Genomic DNA, 15754 nt, shown 5'->3' on the forward strand with positions numbered 1-15754 from the left:
CTCCTAAAAAATAAGCGCCCAAACATATCGGATGATACCCAGTACGTAAGCCGCCACTACGCCGAAGACGATGACAGAGCCAGCAAGTTTAAATAAATTCGTAGCGATCCCAAGGACTATACCTTCTGATTTGTGTTCGAGTGCTGCAGAGGTGATGGAATTCGCAAATCCTGTTACAGGTACCGCAGACCCTGCCCCTGCAAATTGTCCCAGCTTATCGTAGACACCAAAACCTGTCGCTAAAGCAGCAAGCAGAATCAGGGTAGCAACGGTAGGGTTAATTGCATTTTTTTCACTAAAATCAAACCAATGGATATACATTTGAGTTAATAGTTCACCAAATACACAAATGAGTCCCCCCACTACAAAAGCCTTAAGACAATTCATCACATATGGAGGCTTTGGTTGGTAGGATTTACTCATTTTCTCGAAATTCTTTTCATTCAATGGTTGCTTATCCAAGATGTTTCCTCCTACAATTTATAACTCTCTTTAACGGACGAAGATGATCCATTGAAACAAGGATCCTGCGATTTTTCCAAGTACGAGAGCCATCAATAAAGTGAACAAAAACCCATCGACGCCGATTCGTTTAAAAAGGAGTGGAAAGACATTGAGAACTTCGGTTAACGCAGCCGCGAGCATACCAATGAAGATTCCGTGAAACAGCCCCCAAATGATTAATCCTGGCAGTGTCATTTGCATAGGGAAATCCCCGAATGACAAATAGATACCAAAAAACACCCCTAGGATGACAGCTATCTCATAATGCCTCAATTTTGACTCAGTATGACTTAGCTGCATCAATCTCGGTACAATACCAAGTACTGTCAAAAATGCTACGAATCCAGTACCGACTGCTATCCCTGAAGCAAGGCCTATTAAGGCTTCAACGATCCACATCCTGTTTTTCCACCTTATTTTCTTTAATGGCTACATAATGATCCAAATCTTCCTGATAATTGAATATTTCAACTTCCATCGGGCTAGGCTCTTCATTAAATCGCTTTTGGAACCAATGATTAAAAAACAGAATCATCCCGATCCCAAGCCCAATCGAATAAGGAACCTGAATCCATAATGGATGTTCTTCCTCTTCTCCTGTCAGCATAAAGTGTAACTTTTGCTGCACTGACTGCATGCTGACATCATAATGGAAGTTCATGATCGCCATGGCCGCCCCTATGAACAGTAAAATCCAGATAGCACAAATAAGAATAGGTGATGGCTGCCTTTTATGTTTTTCCACGTGCACCACACATTGGTTCGGACCTATCAGTTCCAATTCCATTTGGGGGAACTTGTCAAGAACCTGCTCGACGATCATGAACGAATCAATGACGACGATGTTCCGATCTTCTTCTGCGACCTGGTGCAAAACCATTTGTTCTAATTCCGACATGTGCCGTTTAGAACCCGTCACCCGCGCGACATCAGCCAAGCGGACTTTTGATAATGGCTGTACATAAATCGATTGTTTGGTGCGAATATAGACAGGAGCCGCCAATTTATTCGCCTCCCCTGTTTTTTATTTCTTAGACTTATTATGTGTGAGATAAAACAAAACATACGATAAGAATTTTTTTACCAAACAAATAGAGCCAGCCGATTGATGGCTGACTTTATTGTATTGAGTAGCTGGATGCTGATTCTATTATCGGTGCCATCCAATTTTCACTATCGTCAAAAGAATTCGAGCGGTACAACAGTGAATGTATCGGCGTAATACAGATTATATCGGCGTTCAGGCTATTGCAGCACCGTGCTTCCCCACCTCGAGGGATATGCGGCCCATAAACGACCAAAGATATTCACTTTACCAACAAAAAAACTGCACCCTGGAAGGTACAGTTTCAGCTAGTATCATTCATCGTCTCTTTCATGTCTGCTAAAATCTTCTTCTCTAACCTGGAAACTTGAACTTGCGAGATACCCAGGCGTTCAGCCACTTCCGTCTGAGTCTGATCTTTATAGTAACGCAGGTATATGATCAGCCTCTCACGTTTATCAAGCTTACTCATCACATCCTGCAACGTGAGGTGGTCGAACCAATTGCTTTCTTCTTCAGCTATTTGGTCGACAAGAGTGATCGGATCTCCTTCGTTCTCATAAACGGTTTCATGGATGGATTGTGGAGCTCGTCCAACTTCCTCCGCCTGGACGATTTCCTCTTTCGTAAGGCCCAAAGCATCTGCCAGTTCATTCACAGTCGGAGAACGACCATTCTCCTTCATTAGTTCTTCTTTTTTAGCCCTGACTTTATGATTTAGTTCTTTTAAACTTCGACTTACTTTAACACTTCCGTCATCCCTGATAAAACGCTGGATTTCTCCAATGATCATCGGAACAGCATAGGTGGAAAAACGAACATCATAGCTCAAATCAAACTTATCGATTGATTTCAGGAGACCAATACAACCGATTTGGTACAAGTCATCCTGATCATAGCCACGCCTTAAGTATCTTTGGACGACCGACCAAACAAGACGGGTGTTTTTCTCAACTAAGAAGTCCCTCGCCTCTTGATCGCCCGCCTGACTTTTTTTAATCAAGTCTTTGACATCCTTGTCGGACAGACGTTCTTTTGTCGTATCGCTCATAAGCGCGACCTCAATTACACAGAGCACGGGATGACGTGAGTTGCTTCGTCATACGGATCGTTGTACCGACCCCGGGCTCTGATGTAATATCCACTTGGTCCATGAAGTTTTCCATGATGGTAAAGCCCATTCCAGACCGCTCCCACTCCGGTTTGGAAGTGTAAAGCGGTTCTTTCGCTATATCGATATTTTCAATTCCCTGACCACGATCCTGGATGATGAGTTCAAATTCCTCCCCATCAATCGCACATGTCAAAAGTACTTTCTCATCAGACTTTTCTTCGTATCCATGGATGATTGCATTTGTGACAGCCTCAGATACAACCGTCTTAATATCCGTAAGCTCTTCCATTGTCGGATTAATCTGACTGACAAAAGCGGCGACAGATACACGAGCAAGTGATTCATTTTCACTTACGCTTGTAAATTCTAAGGTCATTTCATTTCGCATGATGCCACCCCCAACATCTCGAGCGCAAATGCCTCATTATCTGTAAGCTTCATGATTTTGAACATCCCTGACATATCGAATAAGCGTCTGACTTCCGGACTGATCGAACAAATCACCATTTCATTCCCTTTTGCCTGTACTTCTTTATAACGACCGAGCATGACCCCGAGACCTGAACTATCCATGAAGGACAATTTCTCTAAATTCACAATCACATGTTCGACCCCGTTGATCTGCAGATGCTCCTGCCAAGACTCCCGAAGCCGGCTGGCCTCATGATGATCCAACTCTCCATCCAGACGAACAAGCAATACATTTTCTCTGACCACAAAATTTACGTTAAGACTCAAGTGAATTCCCTCCTCTGACTTATAAGAGTCACTATGTCTTTTCGTATTTTTTGTTGTCATTTCCTGCTCAAAAACAATACTAGTGGGAAAATGCTAAAACCTCTGAAAGCTCGTCAAATTCCTCCACGAGCGCTGCCATAAAGGTAATAACCCTGCCTGTTCTACCTGTTCAGACGTTTCCAGACCGACTTTCGCCACTTCTTCATCGCCTTTCTTCACGATCACCCATCCCATATGGGCTCCTTTTTCTAATGGAAGGTCAGATTTATTTGCCACTTTCACTTCCGTCTCATATTGATTCTCCGTGTCCCTCTTCTTCTGCAATACGACTACGTCTTTTTCAGGCGAAAGATTGATTTTACGTGGCTCACCACGTGTCACATTCATCGTCTGCAAAATATCATCCTTAGAATAAAGCTTCACACCCTTGTATTGCCCGAACCCATAATCCAGTAAGCTGGTCACATCAGCGTTTCTCTTCTTCGGATTTTCAGCACCCATGACAACTGCAATCATATGCATATCATCTCTTTGCGCAGAAGCCGTCAAACAATACTTCGCTTCGGATGTGTAACCTGTTTTCAGTCCGTCCATTCCAGGATAGGACTTGATAAGTTTGTTCGTGTTGACTAACCAAAACTCATTCTTCTGGCCTTTACGCAGATAGTCATCATAGATTTTCGTATATTTCGTCACTTCATCATGCAACAGCAATTCACGAGCCATTACCGCCATGTCATGTGCCGTACTATAATGCCCCTTTGCAGGTAGTCCTGTCGGGTTTTCAAAGTGAGTATTTTTCAATCCTAAATCTTTCGCCTTTTGATTCATCTGGTCTACAAAAGTTTTCTCACTGCCTGCTATATGCTCGGCCATTGCGACACTTGCATCATTTCCTGAAGCGACAGCGATCCCTTTCAATAGATCTTCCACACTCATCTCTTCTCCAGCTTCCAGGAAAATCTGCGATCCCCCCATAGAAGCAGCATGTTCACTGATTCTGATTGTGTCCTCAAGCTTGATGTTCCCTTTATCCAATTCTTCCATTATGAGTAGAAGGGTCATCACTTTTGTCATACTGGCTGGTGGCAACTTTTCATCGGAATCTTTATCATATAAAGTCATTCCACTGTTTTTTTCCATCAAAATCGCAGACTCAGCCGAATTTACAATTTCTGAAGAAGCTTTTTCTTCTGCTTGTATAATGGTTGATGGGAAAAGGCTGAACAGTAAACATAAAGCAACGAACGTACCTATCATTTTTTGCATAAACTTGACCTCCCATTGCTGTAAGTGTCCCTATTTTTCCCATAGAAGGACGTTCTATGCATCATAAGAATGTGGAGAGAGGACTTAAGAACAGATACACATCACCCTGTTACGGTGATTCCATTTTTAACGACAAAAAAAGCACCACCTTCAAGGCAGTGCTCGCGTTATTATATATGCCGTTTATTCTCTTCCTGCTTCAACCAGTGACGAATGCCCTTGCCTGCATGAGGTTCATCTTCAAAGCGTGGAATGATATGGAGGTGGGCATGGAAAATATGCTGACCACCTGTCTCGTAACAGTTATATCCAATATTGTACCCGTCAGGCTGCATGGTATCATCCAACCACTCTTTCACCTGATGAAGAAGCGACTGTGTGTCGAGCCATTCTTTTTCAGAAAGCTCAAAGACTGTAGTCCTATGGGATTTAGGTACAATCAGACCAGAACCTTTCAGAATTCGCTGGTCTTTCTGCACGTAATAACAGGACTCATTTTCAAAAAGAATTCTTTGTTCTTCGTCTTTCTCAGGAGCGCATAAGATGCATTCAGCCATAGGTTCACATCCTTAATTATGTAATTGGAAAAATTTCATCGATAACCATGAATGCCATCATTGTAGAAATGACTAGCATGACCGATCCTTTGATTGTCCGGTTGTCTTTCAACAAAGAGATTCCTTGCAGGAGATAGGCAAGGGCTAAAAGAAAAGCAAATTGCCAAAAATCCACTTTTACTGAAGTAAACAAGTATAGTGCACCTGCTATCATACAAGAAACACTTACGGCTATCCCTACTATCCGCAAAAAAACACTCCTTACAAACAATTTAGCTACACTCCGAAGTTAATCTCTTCCATAAAAAAAACTTTTCTTGAATACTTAGTTTCGAGGCCTTTGTATGCGGTGATGGTGGGTGGGAAAACGGATCGCTTTCCGCGGGCATGTGGTGAGCTTCCTCAGGCTTCGCCTTCCGGGATCTCACCGATCATGTTTATCCCGCAGGAGTCTCACCGTTTTCCCATCCACCATACGTTTGGAAGATGCTCGAAACCACCTTCGTTCGTTGGGAGCTTTTGCGAACAAAGTTTCTCCCTCAAGTAATTTCGAGAAACGCATATCGCAAGGGTCGTCGGAGAAGGGTGAGACTCCCGCGGGAGAAGGGAGTAGACGAGACCCCACAGAGAGTGTCCAACAATAAGGGGTCGCTTCACAACGAGCGAGGAGGCTTGCCAGTTCCCCCGCAGGAAAGCGAGCCCTTCTCCGACGCCCCTAAATCCCTACAAACAACTCGAAATCAAGTCTTAAAATAACTGTTATTATGTTGAAAAAAACACTTTAAAATATCATATCATGAAATAAAAACGATATGGGAGAGAGTTTTTATATTTTTCCTACCTGCTCAACAACAAAAAAAGCCCCGGAAGTATACCGAGGCTACTGAAGAACTGAAACTTTCAGAGTTATGCATCAAAGGAAGGCCGGTCAGGACGATTTTATCGTTCAACTCGGCTTTTTTATTTCGATAAGACATTAATAAATCAAAGTAAATCACTCTTTTAGACAGGCCACGTTGATTCCACGAGGAGCGTTCGGTGGTGACGCCTGCGGGAACAGCGCGAGCCGAAGATCCACTTGGTCAAGTGATCTTCTTGACCAAGTTAGCTGAGGCCGTGCCCGCGGCAAGCATCCACCGACAAGCGATTCGTGAGAAGCAACAACAAACTTTAACAGTTCCTCTAGATTGAAAAGGGTTTTTCAGTGGCCTCATGTATATCCGGGACTTTCCTCATTTACTTGATAATATTGTGGATTAGTGTAGGCTTTTCCACTTTTTCATTGGTAATCGTATAAGATTCTTTCACTTTATCGATCGAAGCAGTCGGATTCTTCTCATCGCTCAGAAGTACAACAAGTGGTTCGCCTGCTTTCACTTCATCCCCAATTTTCTTCTTCAGTGTAATTCCGACACCATGATTGATCACATCATCTTTCGTTGCTCGGCCTGCTCCTAAATACATAGCTGCAATCCCGATTGACTCGGCGTCAATCGCGGAAACGAAACCGTCTTGGTCGGCATTCACTTCGATTTCATAGGCCGCTTTAGGTAAGCGATCCAGGTCATCAATCATGGACACATCTCCACCTTGAGACTCAATCAATGTCCGAAGTGATTGGAATGCTTTGCCATTTTCGAGATTCGCTTCAAGCGCTTCAGATGCTTCTTCATAAGAATTGAACACTTCAGCAAGTACGGTCATATGAGATGCAAGTTCAAGGGACAAACGGCGTAAATCTTCAACGTTCTCTCCTTGTAGGATACGAGCAGCCTCTTTGATTTCATTCGCATTTCCAACCTCGAAACCAAGCGGCTGGTTCATATCACTGATCACCGCTACTGTGGTACGACCCAGGTTATTGCCTATATTCACCATTTCGCGTGCCAGTGCTTCAGAATCTTCAAGTGTCTTCATGAAAGCACCAGAGCCTGTTTTCACATCAAGCACGATGCTATCAGCACCGGAAGCAAGTTTTTTACTCATTATGGATCCTGCTATCAATGGCAGGGAATCCACTGTCCCTGTTACATCACGCAAGGCGTAAAGTTTTTTGTCAGCAGGAGCCAGGTTACCTGTCTGGCCTGCTACCGCCAGCTTATGTGTATTGACATTTTCAATGAATTTCTCTTTCGACATTTCAATTTCAAGACCTTTGACGGACTCCAGCTTATCCAGCGTGCCACCTGTATGTCCAAGGCCACGACCGGACATTTTCGCTACAGGAACTCCTACAGAAGCAACGAGAGGTCCTACAATAAAGGTCACTTTGTCGCCTACTCCCCCAGTAGAGTGCTTGTCGACTTTATGGCCTTCAATTGCAGACAAATCAATCGTCTCCCCAGAATCAACCATTGCTTGGGTCAGTGTGGCTGTCTCTTCCGGTGTCATTCCTTGGAAGTAGATGGCCATTGTCAAAGCTGAAGCCTGATAATCAGGAATATCACCCTTTGTATATCCTTCTACAAAAAAGTCAATCTCCGCTTTTGTCAGTTCCCCACCGTCTCTTTTTTTAACAATAATGTCGTACATTCTCATCTCTATCATCCCTTTACTATTTACTTAAGCCGGCAATGTCTTCAATAGCTCTTTGACGAAACCTAAAAAGTCTTCCCTTACTTGGGCTGTTGTTTCGATCACTTCATCGTGTGTAAGAGGCTGATCCAAAATTCCTGCAGCCATGTTGGAGATACAGGAAATTCCCAGTACGCGGATACCAGCGTGATTGGCTACCATTACTTCCGGAACCGTGGACATTCCTACAGCGTCGCCCCCTAAGGTACGGAGCATACGTATTTCAGCACCTGTTTCGTATGCAGGTCCTGTGTTTCCAATATAAACACCCTCTTGAACTTTAAGATCCATGCGTCCAGCAGATTGTTTAGCATGTTCTATCAAATCACGATCATAGGCTTCTGACATATCAGGGAAACGTGGACCTAAGTCTTCATCATTCGGTCCGATCAACGGGCTGTCCCCCATGTTATTGATATGGTCTGTGATGATCATCAAGTTACCTGGATCAAAGTTTTCGTTAATTCCTCCAGCTGCGTTTGTTACGAACAACGTTTCCACCCCGAGTTCTTTCATGACACGAACTGGAAAGGTCACTTGCTTCATGTCATAACCTTCGTAATAGTGGAAACGTCCTTGCATCGCAATGACTTGACGACCTTCCAACTCCCCTACTACCAACTGGCCTTTATGACCGGAAACAGTTGATTCAGGAAAATGAGGGATTTCTGTATATGCAATTGTCGTCGGGTTTTGTATTTCCTCTGCTAACACCCCTAAACCGGACCCAAGAATCAGTCCCACTGTCGGCTCCTGGCTTAATTTCTGTTGAATGAATTGTGATGCTTCTTTGATTTGTGTTTGATACATAGTTATTTCTCCTCCCTATTGGATATCCTTCAAAAAGCTTTTGCCGTGCGCTGGCATTTTGATTGAGAAATTTTCTGAAACAGTAGCACCAATGTCGGCGAACGTTTGACGTTGATCAAGCTCTTTCCCTTGATCAATTCCCTTGTGATAAGCGATTAATGGTACGAGTTCCCGCGTATGGTCAGTTCCGTGATGGACAGGGTCATTTCCGTGGTCAGCGGTAATGATCAATAAATCATCGTCCTTCATCTTGTCTAATACTTCTGGAAGACATTCATCATAAGCTTCCAAAGCCTCCCCATATCCCTTTGGATCACGGCGGTGGCCGAATTTCGCATCGAAATCAACAAGATTCAAGAAGCTCAGGCCCGTAAAGTCTTTGTCCATGGTCCTTACAAGCTGATCCATGCCGTCCATGTTATCTTTTGTTCGAATGGATTCTGTGACTCCTTCCCCATCATAGATATCAGAAATTTTTCCGATGGCTACCACATCCAGCCCTTCGTCAGCCATTTCATTCATGACCGTACGACCGAATGGTTTCAGTGCGTAATCATGGCGGTTGGAAGTTCGCTCAAATGCCCCTGGTGCTCCTATGAAAGGACGTGCGATGACACGACCGACCATATACTTTTCATCCTTTGTCAATTCGCGGCAGAATTCACAGATTTCAAAAAGTTCTTGTGGCGGAATGACATCTTCATGAGCTGCAATCTGTAGAACAGAGTCAGCAGAAGTATAAATGATCAAATCTCCTGTTTCCATGTGATGCTCACCCAGTCCCTCGATGATCTCTGTGCCAGATGCCGGTTTGTTTCCTACAATACCGCGTCCTGTCTTTTCTTTGATTTGATCGAGCAACTCATCTGGAAAGCCGTCAGGGAACGTCCGGAATGGCTGGTCGATATAAAGCCCCATAATTTCCCAGTGACCTGTCATTGTATCCTTCCCATTGGAAGCTTCCGCCATCGTCGTAAAGTGGGCTTTCGGCTGGCTTGCCTTCTCAATCCCTTTGATATTCCTGATATTGCTCAAACCTAATGAGCCCATATGAGGCATTTTAAGCCCGTTCATATGTTCTGCTATATGTCCTAATGTATCAGCGCCTTTATCATTGAATTTCTCAGCGTCGGGCGCTTCGCCGATCCCTACTGAGTCCATGACTATTAAAAATACTCGTTTGAATGAATTCATCAAAGATCCCTCCTAATGTTTAATTTCCCAACTTCGTAAAAAACTACCCTCGCTTGCATAGATGTAGGATGTCAGACAACTCAAAATGTAAAAAAGTGTCTACGCTCGTGGATGATACGAGCGATAAACATCCTTAAGTCGTGTTTTCGACACGTGCGTATAGATTTGAGTCGTCGAAATGTCTGCATGACCCAACATTTCTTGCACAGCCCGCAAATCTGCTCCATTCTCCAGCAAGTGGGTGGCAAATGAATGCCTCAATGTGTGCGGTGTCAATTCCTTGGTAATCCCCATATCACGAGCAACCGCTTTCAGTATCTTCCAAAAACCTTGGCGAGACAGTGCATTTCCATGGTGATTGACGAATAGTTCTTCGGTTTTCTTATGCTTCACCAGGGGGGCGCGGCCAGTTTCCAAGTAGTTCTCTACCGCTTCTTTAGCCATATCTCCGAGCGGAATGATTCTTTCTTTTGATCCTTTACCGAGACATCGTACAAATCCCATTGTCAAATGGAGATCGCTGACTTTCAAAGATACGAGCTCTGTCACACGCAGTCCCGTGGCGTAAAGCATTTCAAACATCGCCTTGTTCCTGGCTGATAATGGGTCTTTCGCAGGAATGTTCAAAAGCTTGTCCACATCTTCAGAGGAAAGAACTTTCGGAAGTTTTCTCTCTTTTTTCGGTGTCTCTATATGTAAGCTCGGGTCCTGTTCAGTCACTTTCTCCCTTATGAGAAATTGATGATAAAGGCGGATAGATGAAAGAAATCGGGCAATTGTAGCGGAAGATTTCCCATGGTCATTAAGATGATGTATATACTTCATGATATGGGACCGCGAAATTTGGCTCCACTCCTGCATACCTTCTTCCTTTTGCATATAAGTAAGATACTGAGTCAAATCCCTCTTGTAGGATTGGATGGTATTCGGTGATAACCCGCGCTCGACCGTCAAATAATGAAAAAAGTCTTCTAGAGCATACTGCATCGTCCATCTACTCTCCTAATCGGAAAAATATCGACAACCGGTCCGTCCAACCCTGATCAAGCGGCTGATAGACTTTAATGGCCGTTCCTTCGGGCGGATCATATCGGTGTTGTCTGTCATACTCTTCATGCACCATCCGCAAAGCTAAATAGAAGATACACGTGCACAATGTAAATACAATCAGAACTTTGATTAAATCTCTTAAACTGTTCCGCAAATATGTCATGGGGACCCCCCTCTCTTCTTCCGTACCTTTGTAAAAGGATATGCCTAAAATCCCTCCAAATATACGTAGAAAAACGAGAGCAGCCAACCAAAATCAATTGGTGAACAAAAATCAAGTCCCATCTAGCTTTAAACTACACGATTTTCATCCATTTGTAAATAAAAATGGAAGAGTCAGAGATTTCAAATTAATGGGAAAGTGTATTGAACGTACGGCAACCTGTGCCCATAGTGTTCTTCCTGGTTTTATCTGTTAACATTCAGCCATTCACTTGAAAGGTTGCGTCTGTTATTAAACCATTTATAAACAAGGTTTAGTCCGCAGGCTATATCAAGGCAAAATAAAAGCCACTATGTATTACTTCATAGCGGCAGTGGCATTAATCTTCCGTTTCTTTAGCTGAAGAAGCTGCTACGGCTTGTTTTTGACAAACGGAGCAGATGCCATGGAAAGTCAACCGGTGGTCTTTGACCTGAAACTTCCATTGGCTTTCTACGATTTTCTCTACTTCTTCTAAAAGATCTTCTTCAATCTCTTCTACAGACCCGCACTCGATGCAAACTAAGTGGTGGTGAAAATGTTCTGCGCCTTCTTTTCTTAAGTCATAACGGGAAACGCCATCCCCAAAATTGATTTTATCGACGACTTTAAGTTCGGAAAGTAGTTCTAGAGTTCGATAGACAGTTGCTAGACCGATCTCTGGTGCTTTCTCTTTTACGAGGAGGTAAACATCTTCCGCACTTAAGTGGTCTTCTTCGTTTTCTAACAATACTCGGACAGTGGCTTCCCGCTGGGGTGTAAGCTTATAACTCTGGGAATGCAGCTGTTTTTTAATCCTATCTATACGATGTTCCATGCTTCGTCCCTCCCTCGTAATACCAACTTTATTATAATCAGAGACAGAACGAGTGTCAAATTATAATTATTATAAAGTGTTAACAATAATCATTATTAATTAGTGTAGATTATTCATAGATCCACTTCAAGACATATTCCAAAATTGTATTGGAAATAAACACTTCTATGATCGAAGACATCATTAAAACCGCAAGCAATACCCCGAAAAGTGCACTATACCTGATGAAACCTTTCATGATCGGCTGATGAACCCTGCGAATGAACAATTGTTTACAAAGGGTCAGTGAGAAGATCAGGGCTAAGGAGCCGGCGATTAAATACACTGGAATGATGATCAAGTTTTGTGGTGCTATGGAGACAGAGGAAATCAACAGGCCATACCAGCCCATTTGATTGACTAAAAAACCGACGGAAAAACCAATGACCAAACCTTTGATGAAAAGCAGGACAGTAATGATCGGCATGCCGATAACGGAGATTCCAAGCAAAAACAAGAGAAGCATATACTTTATGTGGTAGAGAATGCTGTCTTTCCATAAAGTCGTTTTTCCTGTTCCACCCATCATGGTCTGTTGTTCAAAGAACTGTTTCAAGTAAAAGAAAAGGTCTTGTTTTTGCACAAAATTCATACTGTTCACAATGACTGCCCCAAACACCATCCCCATAATAAATAAAACAAAAATGAACACAAAAATATTCATGTGGGTTTGTACATCGTTTTTGACCATCCGCATACCCTGTCGCATCATTCTCCACCTTTCTCTTCATCGGTCTATGACCAATCTATGAGAGAAAGGAGAAAAGTAGACCTATTCAAGTGGATTTTCAAAGGACTTTCCCATAACGCCCCCCACCGCCTGCGTCAATATTCAAGCTGCCAAGACGCAGGTCCAATATGGCTTGAGTCACTTTATCAGGGACAACATTCTGCAATTGATTTTCCGGCACATCGTGGATGACTCTCATTTCCGATCCAAACGATTCCAATAGCTTTTCATAGGTTCTCTTGCCGACACCTGGTAGAGAAATCAAGGGAACTTGATAGACATAAGGAGGGCGTTCTCTTTCCTGTGTCGCTCCCTTCAATTCTTGAATTCGCTCAGAAACGCCTTTAACGATTTTAGTAGAGCCGCACGATCCACACCGTTCAGCCGTCTCTTTAGAGGGTGTTAAACAGTGGGCACAGACGGTTTGGTGATACTTGCCCATCTTAGGGCTCATACCAAAATTAGTGGTTACTCTTCTTCCTTTTGCTCCTTGAAGGGACAGACGCAGTTCTTCAAATGTTCTCTCTTGCAACTCTATCAATTGATATTCCCGTGCTAATTTCCCTAAGGAGTGGGCATCTGAGTTCGTCAAATATGTAAAGGAAGAAAGCTCTCCTATTTGATCTGCCATCTTTGTATCGGCACTCAAACCAAGTTCAACAGCATCAATCTTCTCAGGATCCAGAACTTCTTTCAATGTACGCTTGACTCCTTTACCGTATAGACTCTTGAACGGCGTGAACATATGAGCAGGAATGAAGAGTCCCCCATGTTCTTTTACATATTGCTGGAGTTCTCGCGCTGTTCCGTAAAAACGTTGGGAGCTTAGTGATACGTTCTTCATTTTTTTGCTTAACCATTCACTGAAGTTTCTCATATCGGATAAGTAGGGAAAATAACAAAGAAGATGAATCGGTCCTTGACATGAATAATCATAGACTTCGATTTCAGATCCCAGAATGAGCACAGTGTCTTCAAATTGGACGCCGCCATCATCCAATTCTGCAGCTTCTCCTGCTGAAATCAAACTTTCCAATTCATCTTGGACAGCAGGAGACTGTGCATCGATCACTCCAATCATGTCCAAACCCTTTCTGCGACTCGCTTCTTTGAAAATATTCGTCAGCGTCAAGCTCGGGGACCCCGTTATCTTCACAGGTCGACCATTCCAATCCCGGCCAATATGAATATGCAAGTCCACATAATAAGGCGTTAATGTCATCGGGCAGCTCTTAACTTCAAATAAAGAATCGCATAGGCGGTTTTGGCATCATGGATGCGTTGTTCTTTTTCCAATTTCTCAGCTTCTTCCAAAGAAATTTCCAACAGCTCGACAAATTCATCCTCGTCTCCGTCCGGTCGATTTTCCATAGTTTTGATTTTGTCGGTAAAATAAAGATGGACAATTTCGTCAGCGAACCCCGGAGATGTATAAAAAGAGGTCACAAGCTCCAGATCGTCTGAGGTATATCCTGTTTCCTCTTCAAGTTCACGTAGTGCACAAGTTTTCGGATCTTCGCCTGCTTCCAACTTCCCAGCAGGAATTTCGACTAAACTCTTTTCCAGTGGTTTACGGTACTGTTCTACACAAACCAACTTCCCTTCATCCGTTAGAGCGATAACAGCGACAGCACCTGGGTGCTTGATCAATTCCCGTTTAGATGTGTTCCCATCGGGTAAAGTAACACTGTCAATATTCAATTGAACGATTTTACCTTGGTAAATCGTTTCTGTTTCATATGTTTTTTCTTCGAACTTTTTCAATAATCTCATCCTCTCCAGTTTTTCTATCGCCATTTTATCATAGGAGTGGATGAGACTTGGAGTATTTCGTTACACTTGTCTAAGAAAGGATGATTTCATGAACAAACGTCAATTAGGAAATTCAGATCTTTATTTATCAGAAGTCAGTTTAGGATGCATGTCTTTAGGTACCGATCACCAAAAAGCGAAAAAAATTATCGACCGGGCACTTGATGCCGGTATCAACTACCTGGACACCGCAGATCTTTATGATTTCGGAGAAAACGAGAAAATCGTAGGTGAAGCAATCAAAGGACGACGTGATGAAATTTTAATTGGCTCCAAGGTCGGAAATAATTTCACACCAGGTCAGGATGATTGGACATGGGATCCTTCTAAACAACATATTAAACAAGGGCTGAAAGATAGTCTGAAGCGCATGAGGATCGATTATATCGATCTGTATCAGCTGCATGGCGGGACCATCGATGATCCTATCGATGAAAGCATAGAAGCTTTCGAAGAGTTGAAACAAGAAGGATTGATTCGTGAATACGGAATTTCCTCCATACGCCCGAATGTCATCAAAGAATATGTAAAAAAATCGAACATCGTAAGTGTTATGATGCAATACAATGCGCTTGACCGCCGTCCTGAAGAAGAAATCCTCCAACTTCTTGCAGACAATGACATCAACGTGCTTGCACGTGGACCTCTGGCAAAAGGAATGCTCTCTTCTAAAGGCCACCAAAAAGCAGAAGATAAAGCAAAAGATGGTTTCTTAGAATATAGCCAAGAAGAAGTGCTCGCCATCACGAAGAAATGGCAGGATTACGTTGACGATGAACGTACAGCACAAGCATTAGCACTCCAATATGTACTGCACAACCCAACCGTCGCCACAGCCGTATTCGGAGCAAGTTCAATTGGACAATTAGAAGAAAACTTAAGTTACCTGGAAGCAAAACCTCTCACAGAACAAACATTCAAAGAACTGCAAAAAGTGACCAAAGCCATCACCTATCAAAAACACCGTGTGTAATATCAAAAGCGGAAGGGCCCTGGGAGACGCGACAAGCATAAGACAAGCGACGGAGGGAAGCGCCCTTCCTTCCCACCGTTGATTGACTTATGACCTCGAGCGGCTGGGACCTGGAGCTGGATGTCACCAAAAGCGCAAGGGCCCTGGGAGACGCGACAAGCATAAGACGAGCGACGGAGGGAAGCGCCTTCCTTCCCACCGTTGATTGACTTATGACCTCGAGCGGCTGGGGCCTGGGGCTGGATGTCATCAAAAGCGCAAGGGCCCTGGGAGACGCGACAAGCATAAGACGAGCGACGGCGGGAAGCGCCCTTCCTTCCCACCGT

General features: G+C 43.4%; 20 protein-coding genes. 2 read left to right on the forward strand and 18 right to left on the reverse strand.

Annotated elements, in window-relative coordinates:
- Positions 1–3 precede the first annotated feature (3 nt).
- The 9 genes from spoVAC to ACTWPX_RS05500 form a co-directional block, all read right to left on the reverse strand.
- Positions 4–423, reverse strand: coding sequence for a stage V sporulation protein AC (gene spoVAC, locus ACTWPX_RS05460; RefSeq protein ID WP_443118999.1), 420 nt, complete (start codon positions 421–423; stop codon positions 4–6).
- Between the two features lie 69 nt (positions 424–492).
- Entirely contained in the window at positions 493–903 is a 411-nt protein-coding gene (locus ACTWPX_RS05465) for a stage V sporulation protein AB (protein WP_443118815.1), read from the reverse strand.
- Positions 890–1507 carry a stage V sporulation protein AA gene (locus tag ACTWPX_RS05470; protein ID WP_443118816.1) on the reverse strand — a complete coding sequence of 206 codons (618 nt, stop codon included), beginning with the start codon at positions 1505–1507 and terminating at the stop codon, positions 890–892. The genes ACTWPX_RS05465 and ACTWPX_RS05470 overlap by 14 nt, the downstream gene beginning before the upstream one ends.
- A 346-nt stretch (positions 1508–1853) precedes the next feature.
- Entirely contained in the window at positions 1854–2600 is a 747-nt protein-coding gene (gene sigF / locus ACTWPX_RS05475; RefSeq protein WP_128522484.1) for an RNA polymerase sporulation sigma factor SigF, read from the reverse strand.
- Between the two features lie 10 nt (positions 2601–2610).
- Positions 2611–3051 carry an anti-sigma F factor gene (gene spoIIAB, locus ACTWPX_RS05480; RefSeq protein ID WP_128522483.1) on the reverse strand — a complete coding sequence of 147 codons (441 nt, stop codon included), beginning with the start codon at positions 3049–3051 and terminating at the stop codon, positions 2611–2613.
- Positions 3036–3401: an anti-sigma F factor antagonist gene (gene spoIIAA, locus ACTWPX_RS05485; protein WP_281976279.1), complete on the reverse strand. Its 366-nt coding sequence runs from the start codon at positions 3399–3401 to the stop codon at positions 3036–3038. The genes spoIIAB and spoIIAA overlap by 16 nt, the downstream gene beginning before the upstream one ends.
- 93 nt (positions 3402–3494) lie before the next feature.
- A complete protein-coding gene (locus tag ACTWPX_RS05490) occupies positions 3495–4670 on the reverse strand; it encodes a D-alanyl-D-alanine carboxypeptidase family protein (protein WP_443118817.1) in 1176 nt (391 codons plus the stop codon).
- Between the two features lie 170 nt (positions 4671–4840).
- The gene (locus ACTWPX_RS05495; protein ID WP_443118818.1) at positions 4841–5227 is read right to left on the reverse strand and encodes an HIT family protein; all 387 of its coding nucleotides are present in this window, start codon (positions 5225–5227) and stop codon (positions 4841–4843) included.
- 16 nt (positions 5228–5243) lie between these two features.
- Positions 5244–5477 carry a hypothetical protein gene (locus tag ACTWPX_RS05500; RefSeq protein WP_443118819.1) on the reverse strand — a complete coding sequence of 78 codons (234 nt, stop codon included), beginning with the start codon at positions 5475–5477 and terminating at the stop codon, positions 5244–5246.
- Between the two features lie 788 nt (positions 5478–6265).
- Between ACTWPX_RS05500 and ACTWPX_RS05505 the strand changes: the two genes are divergently transcribed.
- Positions 6266–6418: a hypothetical protein gene (locus ACTWPX_RS05505; RefSeq protein WP_281975757.1), complete on the forward strand. Its 153-nt coding sequence runs from the start codon at positions 6266–6268 to the stop codon at positions 6416–6418.
- Positions 6419–6463: 45 nt separating this feature from the next.
- Here the strand turns inward: ACTWPX_RS05505 and ACTWPX_RS05510 are convergent, their stop codons facing one another.
- From ACTWPX_RS05510 to ACTWPX_RS05550, 9 genes are all read right to left on the reverse strand, one after another.
- A complete protein-coding gene (locus ACTWPX_RS05510; RefSeq protein WP_443118820.1) occupies positions 6464–7765 on the reverse strand; it encodes a pyrimidine-nucleoside phosphorylase in 1302 nt (433 codons plus the stop codon).
- Positions 7766–7789: 24 nt separating this feature from the next.
- On the reverse strand, positions 7790–8611 hold the full coding sequence (locus ACTWPX_RS05515; protein WP_443118821.1) for a purine-nucleoside phosphorylase: 822 nt from the start codon (positions 8609–8611) through the stop codon (positions 7790–7792).
- A gap of 15 nt (positions 8612–8626) precedes the next feature.
- Positions 8627–9805 carry a phosphopentomutase gene (gene deoB, locus ACTWPX_RS05520; RefSeq protein ID WP_443118822.1) on the reverse strand — a complete coding sequence of 393 codons (1179 nt, stop codon included), beginning with the start codon at positions 9803–9805 and terminating at the stop codon, positions 8627–8629.
- Between the two features lie 99 nt (positions 9806–9904).
- Entirely contained in the window at positions 9905–10792 is an 888-nt protein-coding gene (xerD, locus tag ACTWPX_RS05525; RefSeq protein WP_443118823.1) for a site-specific tyrosine recombinase XerD, read from the reverse strand.
- A 7-nt stretch (positions 10793–10799) separates the two neighbouring features.
- Positions 10800–11018 carry a DUF4227 family protein gene (locus ACTWPX_RS05530; RefSeq protein ID WP_128522474.1) on the reverse strand — a complete coding sequence of 73 codons (219 nt, stop codon included), beginning with the start codon at positions 11016–11018 and terminating at the stop codon, positions 10800–10802.
- 379 nt (positions 11019–11397) lie between these two features.
- Positions 11398–11874 (reverse strand): ferric iron uptake transcriptional regulator, encoded by a 477-nt coding sequence (fur, locus tag ACTWPX_RS05535; protein WP_128522473.1) that lies wholly within the window; start codon positions 11872–11874, stop codon positions 11398–11400.
- Positions 11875–11983: 109 nt separating this feature from the next.
- Positions 11984–12622 (reverse strand): stage II sporulation protein M, encoded by a 639-nt coding sequence (gene spoIIM, locus ACTWPX_RS05540; protein WP_443118824.1) that lies wholly within the window; start codon positions 12620–12622, stop codon positions 11984–11986.
- Positions 12623–12701: 79 nt separating this feature from the next.
- On the reverse strand, positions 12702–13865 hold the full coding sequence (locus ACTWPX_RS05545) for an endonuclease Q family protein (RefSeq protein ID WP_443118825.1): 1164 nt from the start codon (positions 13863–13865) through the stop codon (positions 12702–12704).
- Positions 13862–14407: an NUDIX hydrolase gene (locus ACTWPX_RS05550; protein WP_443118826.1), complete on the reverse strand. Its 546-nt coding sequence runs from the start codon at positions 14405–14407 to the stop codon at positions 13862–13864. Before ACTWPX_RS05550 ends, ACTWPX_RS05545 begins: the two co-directional genes overlap by 4 nt.
- A 97-nt stretch (positions 14408–14504) precedes the next feature.
- Between ACTWPX_RS05550 and ACTWPX_RS05555 the strand changes: the two genes are divergently transcribed.
- Complete coding sequence (locus ACTWPX_RS05555) at positions 14505–15428, forward strand: aldo/keto reductase (RefSeq protein WP_443118827.1); 924 nt, start codon at positions 14505–14507, stop codon at positions 15426–15428.
- Positions 15429–15754: the final 326 nt, after the last annotated feature.

It is taken from the genome of Halobacillus sp. H74, assembly GCF_052246715.1.
Classification (GTDB): Bacteria; Bacillota; Bacilli; order Bacillales; family Halobacillaceae; genus Halobacillus; species Halobacillus litoralis_A.